Source organism: Streptomyces sp. NA04227, assembly GCF_013364195.1.
GTDB lineage: Bacteria > Actinomycetota > Actinomycetes > Streptomycetales > Streptomycetaceae > Streptomyces.
Window position 1 is genome coordinate 145,371 of sequence record NZ_CP054918.1, and the last position, 11,855, is coordinate 157,225.

Consider the following 11,855-nt stretch of genomic DNA (forward strand, 5'->3'; position numbering starts at 1 on the left):
GTGTTCACAACACAAGCTTTCGAAAGCTCAGGATGTTGGTTATGTTCGCGGAATGGAACGACGACTGCGGGCCGCACGCCTGGCCACCTTCGCCTACTTCGCCCTGAACGGCTTTCTGATGGGCATGTGGATCGTCCACGTCCCGGACGTCGAACAGCGCGCGGGGATCGGCCACGCGGTGCTCGGGTGGCTGCTGTTGCTGCTCGGCGCGGGGGCGTTCGCGGGCATGCAGCTCGTCGGGCCGCTCACCGATCGCCTGGGCGCACGCCGGGTGGTACCGGCGAGCGCGGCACTGTGCAGCGCCTCCGTCGTCCTGCCGGGCCTGGCCACCGATGTCTGGACTCTGGGAGCCGCGCTGCTGGTGTTCGGCGTCGGCAACGGCTGCCTCGACGTGGCCATGAACGCGCATGCCGTACAGGTCGAGCACGGCTACCGGCGCCCCGTCATGTCCGCCTTCCACGCGGTGTTCTCCCTCGGCGGCGTACTCGCCTCGCTCGCCGGGGCGCGCACTCTCAGCCTCGACTGGAGCCCTGCGGCGACTCTCGGCACGGTGGCCCTGGCCGGGGTCGCGGTCTCCGTTCTCGCCGCCTCGGCCCTGCTGCCGCGGGAGACGGACGAGGCGGCCGGGCGGGCCCAGCCCGGCGAGCGCACCGGCAGTCGCACCCGGCACCGGACGCCCGGGCGGATCTGGGTGCTGGCCGCCCTGGCCCTGATGGTCATGCTGAGCGAGGGCGTGGCCAACGACTGGAGCACCCTTCATCTGCGGCACTCGCTGGACGCCTCCGCCGCCGCCTCGGCCCTCGCCTTCGGGGCCTTCGCCACGGCGATGACCGCCGGCCGCCTGCTCGCGGACCGCGTTGCCGGACGCTTCGGCCCCGTGGCGGTGCTCCGCTATGGAGCGCTCGTCGCCGCACTGGGCCTGTCGGCCGCGGCCCTGTCCCCCTGGATCCCGTTGGCGGTGACCGGCTGGGCCGTGTTCGGGGCCGGTCTGTCCGGCTGCGTCCCCCAACTCTTCAGCGCGGCGGGGCACTTCGACCAGGGTGCGGCCGGAGCCAATGTCTCCCGCGTCGCCGGACTCGGCTATCTCGGCATGCTCGCCGGACCCGCCGTGATCGGCCCGCTGACCGGCATCATGCCGCTCCACCTGACCTTCTTCCTGCCGGTGGCGCTGTGCCTCGTCGCCGCCCTCGCCGCGGGCTCCCTCCGCAACGAGCGCGTGCCCGCCCCGGGCCCGGCGCCGACCTGTCACCCCGAGGCGGCATGATTCCCACCCGACGTCGGGTACGCAGAGTCGGGTGCACAGAAAGGTCGTTACATGTGGGTTCAGCGAGTGATCGAACTGACCGGGTGGGAGCCGCTCGGGCTCACCGTCGACTGGGCGGCGATCGAAGGCGAGCTGGGGGCCCCGCTACCGCCCGACTACAAGCAGCTCTACGAGGCGTTCGGCGGCGGCATCTTCAGTGACTCCGTCTCCTTTCTGGCGCGCGACAAGCCGTTCGGGGCGTTCGACTTTCTGACACAGTGGCAATCCTGGCTGTCGACCGACCGGGACGCCACGCTCGGAAGCGTCTCCGCCGTCGATCCCTACGCGATCTACGCGCCGGGCGGCAGAGGGCTCGTCCCCTGGGGCTCCACCGAATGGGCCGACGGATACTTCTGGCTGATCGACGCCGAGCGACCCGGCGACTACCCCGTCCTCGCAACGGCCGAAGACGGCGGGTCGTGGCACCGGTTCGACATGTCCACCTCCGAGTTTCTCTACCGCGTCCTCGCCGATGCGGATTTCCTGCCGTTCGGAGTGGCGCAATACGCACTCGACCCGACCTTCGTAGCGTCCGGCGACTCGGAAAGCGACCCGGCTTCGTAAAAGAGCGAGCGGGACCGTGGGACTGCGGAACACCGAAAGACGGGGTCACCGAACAGCGTGAACATCGAGATTCAAATCGAGATCAACACCACGCTCAACACCGCGACAAGTCGGCCGTGTTGAGCACGCACGGATAACCGGAAGACTCCCCTCCGACAAACGTTGCCGCACTCTTGTCGAGCAACTCCCGCCTCTTCACTACGGCGTACGCCCCCATGCCGGACCACTGCTTATTCGTACGCCGCGAGAGCCAAATAGAACGCCCCGTGTCAATCCGCCCACAGGTCATTGATCGAAGGCGGCAACTGATATGTGCTGCCGTAAAGTTGTCAGGCACCAAGGACGTTCGTACGGGGGAGACAGAACAGGTATGTCCGCAACCGATCCCAGGAACAGCGCACACGTTCCGACGTCACCGGATACGCAGGTCCCGGCCGCCGCTCACCCCACCGCGACCGGCGATGCGCAGGCCGACACTCTCGACCAGCTCCACCACACCCTGCACAACCCCACCATCGACCACCTCGACGACACCACCGCCGCCGCCTACCGCCACGCCGTCCTCAACGGCCGCTACCACCCCACCGACATCCAGCACACCCTCCACCTCACCCCCGAACACACCCACCGCATCACCCACACCCTCACTCAACTCCACCTCCTCAAACCCGTCCCCGGACAACCCGACACCCTCATCCCCCTCAGCCCCGACGCCGCCACCGCCGAACTCCTCGCCACCACCGAACACCACATCCAACAACTCCAAAACGCCGTCACCCACACCCGCAACCGCATGCAAACCCTCCAACCCCTCTACTACGAAAGCCGACAACACCGAAACCACACCGAAGCCTTCGACATCATCACCGACATCACCACCCTCCAAAAAACACTCAACGACCACGGACTCCACGCCCAAAAAGAAATACTCACCGCACAACCCGGCGGACCCCGACCACCCGACATCCTCGAAAACGCCCGCCCCCGCACCCTCAACAACCTCCAACGCGGACTCACCATCAAACACCTCTACCAACACACCGCCCGCACCGACCTCACCACCGTCAACTACATACGCACCATCACCCACCACGGCGCCCACGTCCGCACCACCGACCAACTCATCGACCGCATCATCATCTACGACCGCGAAACCGTATTCCTCCCCGAACAAAACATCACCCACCGCCAACCCGGAGCCGCCCTCATCCGCGAACCAACCCTCGTCCAATTCCTCTGCAAAACCTACGACCACCTCTGGAACAACGCCACCCCCTACACCCCCCACACCCCCACCACACCCCACATCACCCACGACCTCAAACACGCCATCATCAAACTCCTCGCCCAAGGACACAAAGACGAAAACGTCGCCCGCAAACTCGGCATGAGCGTCCGCACCTGCCGACGCCACATCGCCCAAATCATGGAACAAACCAACGCCACAAGCCGCTTCCAAACCGGCGCCAACCTCGCCCTCGCCGGATACATCACCAACCAACCACCCACCCCTCAAACAGATGTGGAAGCCACCGAGGGAAATTTGGGCAACGGGCACCTCGCGGCGGAGGCGGACCAAGGGAACGGTCGGGACGAGGAACAGGAAGAAGGCGACAGAACGCCTCGCGAACTCGCGTTCCCGGCAGGCAAGTTCCGTACGGGCGCATTCCGTGGAGGTGAATTCGGCGCGGGTGCGGCTGGCAGGAGTGAGGTCGGCGCGAGTGAAGCCAACCCTCGTGAGTTCAGGAAACACCGTGGCCGGGGATACGTATACGAGGTCGGCGAGTCCGGGGCTCGGCACTGGAATTTCGCTCCATGACGTGGCGAGGGGGCGGCGGGGCTTCGGCACGTCATCTCATCCACCGGCCCGCAGGAACGAGAAGCTCCCGAACTGAAAGGACCCACCAGCGGAGGAGGTGTGTGGCGCGGCCACCGTGCGCCCACGTGTTCTGACGCGGCTACCCGAAAGGCCTCCATCAGCGCGGACCCCGGATACGTCTCGAACCTTTTGCACTTCCAACGGTAGTAGCACGACCAGTAAGGGGCGAGCCCCTCGTCCTCTCAATCGCCCGTCATTCCATCCGTGCGCTCTCGCAGGAAGTCGGCGTGTCCATTGTGGCGGGCGTACTCCTGGATCAATTGCACGTAGAGCCAGCGCAGGCTGAGGGGCGTGCCGTGCGCGGGCGTGAACGTCTCGTCGAGGTCGTGTCCGGCCGCCACTGCCTCGCACGAGGCGACCTCGGCCCGGAACCGCTCGAAGTCCCGTTCCGCGTACGCCCCGTGGACTCCCTCGATGCCCTCATCGCCGTCTCCCGGGTCGGTGAAGACATTCCCGATGTCCTCACCCGCGAAGCGCCGCCGGAACCACGACCGCTCCACCTCCGCCATATGACGGACCAGGCCCAGCAATGTGAGGTTCGACGGTTCCACGGTGGTCCGGGCCAATTGGGCCGGCTCCAGGCCCGCACACTTGGCCAGCAGCGTCTCGCGGTGCCAATTCAGCCAGCCTTCCAGCATCTGGCGCTCAGGCACGGTGGCCAGATCACCGATCCGCGTCGTGCGCTCGATCTGCGGTGCTTTCCATGTCATCCGTCCACCCTGGCCGACCGACTCACGGGAACACCAGGGACGCTCCCGTCGACGGCGGCCGGATCGCCTCCGCATAAAGAACAACAAACGTTCGGCACGACGGCCGGGCGGTAGTCAGCCGCTCCCGCCCGGCCGTGGCAGTTTCAGCTTCAGCGGGCCGCAGCCGAGGCGGGCCGCCTCGGCCTCGACGTAGCGGGGGAAGAGGGTACGTACGTCCGCGCCGGTCCCGCGCTCGTTGCTCTGTACGAGGAATGCCGTCTCGCCCGCCTGGCAATGGGCCCGGAAGACTCCGAGGTTGGGGCCGAGGCTGCCGTAGCCGGAGTCGGAGCGCACCGGATCGCCCTCGTTCAGCGCCATGTCGGTGAAGATCCCGGCCAGCCGTGGGTCCTCGACGGTCATCAGGCGCTGCTTCGGCTGCGAGCCGAGTACTTCCCGGTCGCAGGTGCGCACCGGGCCGTGCCCGTCGGTGATCAGGGGGTAGTGGCGTGGCTTGCGCTTCTTGCCCAGGGTCAGCCCCTTGATGCCGCAGAGCGCGTCCGGCTTCTCCAGGCGGGTGTAGCGGGCGGCCTCTGGCAGGCGTTCGACCGGATCGGCGATCGTGCCGGTGCAGTCCAGGTCCGCGCTGACCTTGTTGACGAGCTTCACGACCATGCGGGCCATCGCGTCCCGCTCTTCGGTATCCGGCTCCATGTCGCTTATCAAGGCGCCCTGGGCGATGTCCACCACGGTGGGCGCGTCGAGTTCACTGGGGCGACCAAGGCAGCCGTCCGGGATGGCGAGCCAGGCGCGGCTGTCCGAGGCCATGCCCAGCAAGCCGCCGCCGAGCGGGGTGAGACGGGCGGAGAGGAACTCGTCGGCCCATTTGCGATCGTCGCCGGTCCGGTCGTCCGGCCGGTGTACCCGGACGGTGAGCTCCCACGCGTCGCCGTCGCTGTTCGTCAACTGGCAACTGCCCGTGGGGCCGTCCATGACGTGCCCACCATGCAGCACAGGCGCCTCGACCACCTTGACGTCCTCCGGCTCACGGAACATCGGGGCCAGGTCATCGCGGGACAGCGCGCCCCAGCACACCTCGTCCGGCGCGAACGGCCCGGCCTGCGTCTGCCAGGCTGTGCCGCCGACCCCGAGCAATACGCCGGCGAGACCTGCGGCCAGCAGCGGCCGGACCCGGCCGCGCAGCAGTCTGCGCCACTGCCACTGCCACGGGCGCTTGCGCCGCTCGCTGAGCAGCACCCGATCGGCGGGCAGCGGCTGGTCGTATCGGTTCGGCTCGTCCTCGCTGCTGCTCACCGGGCGGCTCCTTCGGGGGCGATGGGGGCGCAGCCCAGGCGGGCGGCGGCCGCGTTGGCGAAGGCGGCGAGGTGGCGGGGGTCGGTGGAGGCGCCCATCAGGAAGGCGGCGGACCGCCCGGCGCAGTCGGCTCGTACGAGCGCGTGCTTCTCGCCGATGATGCCCGTGCCGCGCCAGCCGCGGGCCGCGGGGCGTTCGCCCGAGATGCCGTCGAACACCGCGGCCAGCCGGGGCTGCGCGACCATCGCCAGCTCCAAGTACCGCATGCCGTCGCGATCGCCGCGGACGCTGCACGTCTGCAGGTCGCGGGTGACCGCGCCGATCTGTTCCTCGATGTTCTCCGTGTCGAGGCGCAGACCGCGGATGCCACAGACGTCGTCGGAGGCCCTGAAGACGAGGTCGGGATCGCCCGGCAGGTCGTAGACCGGCGAACTGACCCTCAGCGGCTCGTCCGGCGCGCAACCGGCCGCCTCCATCCCACGGTTGGCCACCGCGACGAGCAGTTTCGCCGCCTCCCGGACACCATCCAGGTCGGCCGGATCGTTCTTGGTGTACATGGGACCGCTGCTGTACGTGCCGGACGCCTCCATGGTGACGACGGTCGGGCGGCCGTCCCGCGCATCGCAGGACTTCGGGAGCACGAGCAGCCCACGGCTCCCGTTCACCGTGCCGGGCAGGCCGTCCGGGAGCGGGACCATGTCGCCCCCCAGGAAACCGTCGTGGACCTTTGCGAGCCGGGCCTCCGCGGCCTTGGGGACCGGGCCGTATTCGACGGACACCTGTTGGCGGGAGGAAACCTTGTCGCCGTCGTAACTGCTCTTGTAATCGCTGGCGATGACGACTTCGCAGCTGCCGATCGGGCGCTCGCGGGTGGGCGCCGTCTCCTTACCGGTACGTGACCCGTCCCGATCGTCGCCGAAGGCCTCGTCGCCGAGGAAGTCCGGTCCGCTGTCCTCTTCCCATGCGCCCCAGCAGTAGCGGTCCTTCGGCCACGGCCAGGTGTCCGCCGCCCACGTGCCGAGCCCGGTGCCCGCAAGTACGAGCACCAGCACGGATATCAGCCACGACCAACCGCGCCTGCTCCGCGGCAGCGCCCGACGCAGCCGACCGTGCGCCACGGGCGCCTCGTCCGCCTCACTCACCCCGTGATCCCCTCCGGCACGGGCAGACGTCGGACCGGTCCCCCACATGCGCCCCCGTAACCACATCTCACCCGCGTACTCACCGGCGCGGAGCCACCAGTCAACCACCCTGGCCACCAAGGGTAGTTACCGGGTTACCTACCGGGTTTGCGCGGCCGGGCACTCGCCTCCACGTCCGCGTACGCGTCTGCCTCCACCTCCACGTCGAGGGCGCGGAAGACCGCGTCCATCGCCTCGCCGTCGAGCATCGTGCTGATCCCGATGTCGGGGCCGGGGCCGAGCCCGGAGTCGTAAACGGCCGCGCTGACACGGTAGTTGGTGCCCTGGGCGGTCAGCCCCAAGGTGTCGAACCGCCATTCGTCGCCCGTTGCCGGAGTGCCGTCGGGGCGCAGCACCCGGGTCGGTCCCCTGTCCGTGCCGAAGCCGAACTCGGTGAAGCGGAACTGCATCCCTTGTCCGAGGGCCTTGCTGTACGCCTCCTTGAGTGTCCAGAGGCGTACCAGGACCGGGTTGCGTGACTCCTCGGGCAGCGCGGCGAGTTCCTTGAGTTCCTTCGGGGTGCAGAGGTGTTTGCCGAGCCCCTTGGCGTACATCGCGCGGTCGGTGCGTTCCGCGTCGACGCCGATCAGCCCGCGTGTGGTCAGGCCGACCAAGAGCAGGTCCTCGGTGTGGCTGAGGCTCAGGTCGAGCTGGTCGCAACCACGCAGGTACGGGCGGCCGGTGGGCCCGTAGGCGAGTTCCAGCTCTTCGGGGTGGGCGCCGAGCACCGCCCCGGCGGCGTACTTCAGGAGGCGGCGCGAGGCGGCGTATCCGGCGCGCGGGCCGGGGTCGGCGAGGTCGGTGTAACGGCCCCAGTCGCGGCCGAGGAGGGCACGCAGCCCCGGGCTGTCCTGTTCCTCGGGTCGCCACTCCCCCAGGGTGCCGTGGACGAGTGCCGAGCCGTGCCGAAGCAGCCGCTCGCGCACGGTGTCCCAGCAGGCGCCCTCGGCGGCGGCCCGTCCGCCGGTGACGGTTCCGGTGCCCGTGCCCGTGCCAGTGCCCGGGCGGGTGACCGGGGTCGACTCTGCCAGTCCTTCGGCTCCAGAGAACGCCTCGGACATCAGCCAGCCACCGGCGTGCGGTAGAGGTCATAGCTACGGCGGTCCCGGAATCGGGCGAGAACCTCCTTGTGGACGGGGGCAGTGCACTCAGCGGGCAGATCGGCGACGGAGATGCCGAGGCGCCGGGCAATGCGGTGCAGGGCGGCGGCGGCCCACGACGGGTCGGCGAGGAAGGGGTCCCGCGCGTCCCTGTTGTGCCGCCGGATGCCGAGCACGGCCGCCGCGGCGAGGACGAGCACGTAGCGGTCGGAGAGGGCGAACCAGGCCGGGCTCACCGGTGCGGCGCCGTCCGGCGGGGGCAGGGCGGACGCTCGCGTACGCAAGTCCTTGAATTCCGCGAGGAGTTGCCGAGCGAGGGTGGCGAGGGCCCGCTCGACGGGGCCGCCGCTGGGCAGTGCCTCGGCGGTCTCGACGAGGCAGGCGCTGAGGCTGTCGCGGCCGGAGGCCGGGGCGAGCGGTGCGTAGGAGAACGGTGGCAGCGGGTCGTGCGGCCGGAACATCGCCGCGGGTGCCTCGCTCTCGCGCAGCCACGAATGGCGTGCGAGCAGGGGCAGTTGGGGCAGCAGGGTGGCGTGGCAGGCGGCTGTGCCGGTGTGGCCGAGGCTCACCATCGGCAGATCCCTGAGGTGCTTCTGGAAGATGCCCACTGTGCCCTGGCGGGTGTAGACCTCGGAGCCGAGGACGGTGGACAGCTCGTACATCGTCTCGACGAGAACCTTCGGCAGCAGCGACTTCAGGGCCGCCGCGTACACGCTGGCCTCGGCGGGCCGCAGGTGCAAGGCTCTGGTCGCCACCACCGCCAGGCAGTCGTACAGGAGCAGGTCGACGAAGGCCGAAGTCAGCACCTTCGCGGTGTGCCGGGGGTCGACGGGTGCCGCATCGGCCCGCCGAACTGTCCCCGTGCGGCTGACCAGGACGGCGGTGCGCAGCCCGGTGTCCACCGCGGCGAGGGCGAGCGCCGCGGTCAGGGTCCGGTCCACCTGGGCGGAGCGCAGGGCGTTGGGTACGCCCGAGCCGAGGGGTCCGAGCAGGCTGCCCTCGGGTACGGGGCAGTCGTCGAAGTTCATGGCGCCGAACGGTGCGCCGCGCAGGCCGAGGGCGGGGGCGCGCCGCTCTATGCGGTACCTGTTGGGCGACAAGTCCTCTGGGGCGAGGAGTAGTTGGGAGTGGCCTCGGCTGTCGCGGCGCTCATCGGTGCGGCAGGACAGCACCAGCGCCTTCGCTCGCGGCAGGTTGAGCACCATGGGCTTGGTGCCGGTGAGACGCAGGCCGCCGGGACCGTGTGCGGCGTCAACCCCACCGCCTACCAGGCTGTTGGGATGTGCGGTTGCGCGCGGGGCGTGCGCGGCGCGCCCGCCGTCGAGCAACAGGGCTGCCAGGTGGCGGCGTTGGGCCTCGCTGCCTGCCAGCCATACGTCGGAGGCGGCGGCGAAGGAAGCCGTGCCGTAGCCGATGCCGAGCGCGATGTCGCGCCGCCACACCGTCCGCAGCAGCCGTAGCAGGCCCTCGACGGAGTCGAACCGGCCGCCGAGAGCGCGCGGGACGAACTCCTCGTGCAGGCCGAATTCGACGAGCAGGTCCTCGGCGTGCGGGGGCGGCGTCGCCTTGCGGTCGGCGGTGAGCAGGGCGCGGTATCCGGCGGGGTTGTGGGCGGCGGTCGGGTCGCCGAGCAGGGATTCGAGCCGGGCTGCGCGTTCGGCCGGGTCCGCCTCATGTACGGGGGCCGCCTCGTGTACCGGATCCGCCTCGCGTACGGGGAGCGTGGCGGGCGCGCCGTTCACCATGCCAGGTCCTGCTCGACGGGCACCGTGGACTGGAGCAAGTCGTGGCCTAGCAGGGTGTGTTCGGGGCGGACGAGGGCGCGTACGTCGGGGGTGAGGGTCTCGTGCACGCTCTCCATCTCGCCCGCCAGGAACAGTTCGCGTACGGCCTGCCGCCGCGCCTTGCCGCTCGTGGTGCGGCGCACCGACCCGGGGCGTACCAGGACGACATTGCCCGCGGGCACCTCGAAGTCCTGTCCGACCAGGGTCTGGATGCGCCGGGCGAGGGTGCGCAGCCGTTCGCCGTCGGTGGGGGCGGCGCGTACCTCGTGGACGACGACGAGGTGTTCGCGCTCGGCGTCGACGGTGAACACGGCGCCGCTGCCCGCGCCGAGGGCGGGGCCCGCCTCGCGGACCACCCCTTCGACGTCCTGGGGATGGATGGTGCGCCCGCCCAGGGTGAGGACGTCCTTGAGGCGGCCGGTCACGTAGAGCCGGTTGGCGTCGAGGACGCCGAGGTCGCCGGTGCGCAGGAAGCCGCCCTCGCCGCTGTCGAGTACGGCGTGGAAGGAGCGTGCGGTCTCCTCCGGGCGCTGCCAGTAGCCCTGGGCGACACTGTCGCCGCGCAGCCAGATCTCGCCGACGCGGCCGGGCGGGAGCTCGCTGCCGTCGACGGGGTCGACGATACGCAGATCGCAGCCGACCGGACGGCCCGCCGCCACGAGGGTGCGGGCCGGGCCACCGGGCGGGGCCTGGCGCAGCTCGCCCTGCGCCAGCCGGTCGGGGTCGAAGTCCCGTGCCAGGTACGGCAGTCCGGGCGTTCCCCCGGAGACGACCAGGGTCGACTCGGCGAGCCCGTAGCCGGGGTAGAGGGCCTCACGGCGGAATCCGGCGGGCGCGAACCGCTCGGCGAAGGCTTCCAGGGTGGCGGGCCGTACGGGTTCGGTGCCGCCCAGGGCGAGCCGCCAGCCGGACAGGTCGAGCTCGGCGAGCTGAGCGTCGGTGACGCGGCGCACGCACAGGTCGTACGCGAAGTCGGGGCCACCGCCGACGGTGACGCCGTAGTCCTGGAAGGACCGTAGCCAGCGTGCGGGGCCGGCCACGAAGGACGCCGACGACATCCGCACGCCGCAACCGCCGAGCCACAGCGGGTGCAGCAGTTGTGCCACCAGGCCCATGTCGTGGTGGTGCGGCAGCCAGCCGCCGAGGCGGTCGGCGGGAGTGGTGCGCAGCATCCGCTGGAGCACGATCTGGTTGGCGAGCAGGTTGCGGTGACTGATCATGACGCCGCGCGGTTCGCTGGTCGGGCCGGAGGTGTACTGGAGCACAGCGAGGTCGTCGGGGCCGAGGTGCGGCGGCCGCCAGGTGTCCTCGCCGTCGGCCTCGTCGACGTCGGTGGCCATACAGACGGCTTCGCCGAGTCCGGACATCGCCAGCCACAACGAGATGTCGGGGGCGTGCTCCTGGTCGGTGAGGACCAGGCGGGCGCCGCAGTCGCGGAGGATGCCGGAGACCCGGTGCAGGCGCTCGCCACGGTCGCCGGGCAGCGGTGCCGGGACGGCGACCGCACCGGCGTAGAGGCAGCCGATGAACGCCTTGAGGAACTCCGGGCCCTGAGGATGGAGGAGAAGTACGGGCTGCCCCTGGGCCCCGTGGTCGCGCAGGCGGACGGCGACGGATCGTGCGGCGGCGTCCAGTGCCCCGTACGTCAGGTGTTCCGGGCCTTTTGCGCTGTCGTCGTCGTGCAGGAAAATCAGCGCGTCGTGGTGCGGCTGCGTCCGCGCCCGCTCGCGCACCACTTCCGTGAACGTCGTGAACCCCGTCAACGTCATCCCCCTGTCCCGCGCCCGGGCGAATCGGTCCCCACACGCCTGGGCCCGGACCCTGGCATGCTGCGGCGCGGACCTAAAGCGCTGCTTGCACCCGGCGCGCGCGCCACGGCGCGAGCCGTCGGCCGAGTGCCACGGCGTGCCTCAATAGGGGTTGCCGAGACATGCTCCGGGGGTGGGCCCGGTGCTGATGGGGGTGTGAGAACTCCTACTGTGGAGTGCACGCCGCGCGACCGGTTCCGACCGGGCAGGCCGGTGGGCGTAGGACACGTGAGCGG

9 protein-coding genes are annotated in these 11,855 nt (G+C 70.1%); 3 read left to right on the top strand and 6 right to left on the bottom strand.

The features are described from left to right. The first annotated feature begins 52 nt into the window (after positions 1 to 52). The 3 genes from HUT18_RS00640 to HUT18_RS00650 all read left to right on the top strand — a co-directional run bounded on the left by HUT18_RS00640 (position 53) and on the right by HUT18_RS00650 (position 3,686). Positions 53 to 1,264 (top strand): MFS transporter, encoded by a 1,212-nt coding sequence (locus HUT18_RS00640; RefSeq protein ID WP_176096806.1) that lies wholly within the window; start codon positions 53 to 55, stop codon positions 1,262 to 1,264. Positions 1,265 to 1,330: 66 nt separating this feature from the next. Next, positions 1,331 to 1,867 carry an SMI1/KNR4 family protein gene (locus HUT18_RS00645; RefSeq protein WP_176096807.1) on the top strand — a complete coding sequence of 179 codons (537 nt, stop codon included), beginning with the start codon at positions 1,331 to 1,333 and terminating at the stop codon, positions 1,865 to 1,867. 370 nt (positions 1,868 to 2,237) lie between these two features. Next, positions 2,238 to 3,686: a hypothetical protein gene (locus tag HUT18_RS00650; RefSeq protein ID WP_176096808.1), complete on the top strand. Its 1,449-nt coding sequence runs from the start codon at positions 2,238 to 2,240 to the stop codon at positions 3,684 to 3,686. Positions 3,687 to 3,928: 242 nt separating this feature from the next. Here the strand turns inward: HUT18_RS00650 and HUT18_RS00655 are convergent, their stop codons facing one another. The 6 genes from HUT18_RS00655 to HUT18_RS00680 all read right to left on the bottom strand — a co-directional run bounded on the left by HUT18_RS00655 (position 3,929) and on the right by HUT18_RS00680 (position 11,580). Beyond that, a complete protein-coding gene (locus HUT18_RS00655) occupies positions 3,929 to 4,456 on the bottom strand; it encodes a DinB family protein (RefSeq protein WP_176096809.1) in 528 nt (175 codons plus the stop codon). A 114-nt stretch (positions 4,457 to 4,570) separates the two neighbouring features. Then, a complete protein-coding gene (locus tag HUT18_RS00660) occupies positions 4,571 to 5,746 on the bottom strand; it encodes a hypothetical protein (RefSeq protein ID WP_176096810.1) in 1,176 nt (391 codons plus the stop codon). After that, positions 5,743 to 6,888 carry a hypothetical protein gene (locus HUT18_RS00665; RefSeq protein WP_254878365.1) on the bottom strand — a complete coding sequence of 382 codons (1,146 nt, stop codon included), beginning with the start codon at positions 6,886 to 6,888 and terminating at the stop codon, positions 5,743 to 5,745. The genes HUT18_RS00660 and HUT18_RS00665 overlap by 4 nt, the downstream gene beginning before the upstream one ends. Positions 6,889 to 7,022: 134 nt before the next feature. Continuing rightward, positions 7,023 to 7,988, bottom strand: a complete 966-nt coding sequence (locus HUT18_RS00670) for a 4'-phosphopantetheinyl transferase superfamily protein (protein WP_176096812.1) — start codon at positions 7,986 to 7,988, stop codon at positions 7,023 to 7,025. Continuing rightward, positions 7,988 to 9,772, bottom strand: coding sequence for an acyl-CoA dehydrogenase (locus HUT18_RS00675; protein WP_176096814.1), 1,785 nt, complete (start codon positions 9,770 to 9,772; stop codon positions 7,988 to 7,990). Before HUT18_RS00675 ends, HUT18_RS00670 begins: the two co-directional genes overlap by 1 nt. Further along, complete coding sequence (locus HUT18_RS00680; protein ID WP_176096816.1) at positions 9,766 to 11,580, bottom strand: fatty acyl-AMP ligase; 1,815 nt, start codon at positions 11,578 to 11,580, stop codon at positions 9,766 to 9,768. Before HUT18_RS00680 ends, HUT18_RS00675 begins: the two co-directional genes overlap by 7 nt. Positions 11,581 to 11,855: the final 275 nt, after the last annotated feature.

Coding starts and splice junctions, on each gene's coding strand:
- HUT18_RS00640 (WP_176096806.1), top strand. CDS start 53: ATGGAACGACGACTGCGGGCCGCACGCCTGGCCACCTTCGCCTACTTC.
- HUT18_RS00650 (WP_176096808.1), top strand. CDS start 2,238: ATGTCCGCAACCGATCCCAGGAACAGCGCACACGTTCCGACGTCACCG.
- HUT18_RS00655 (WP_176096809.1), bottom strand. CDS start 4,456: ATGACATGGAAAGCACCGCAGATCGAGCGCACGACGCGGATCGGTGAT.
- HUT18_RS00670 (WP_176096812.1), bottom strand. CDS start 7,988: ATGTCCGAGGCGTTCTCTGGAGCCGAAGGACTGGCAGAGTCGACCCCG.
- HUT18_RS00675 (WP_176096814.1), bottom strand. CDS start 9,772: ATGGTGAACGGCGCGCCCGCCACGCTCCCCGTACGCGAGGCGGATCCG.
- HUT18_RS00680 (WP_176096816.1), bottom strand. CDS start 11,580: ATGACGTTGACGGGGTTCACGACGTTCACGGAAGTGGTGCGCGAGCGG.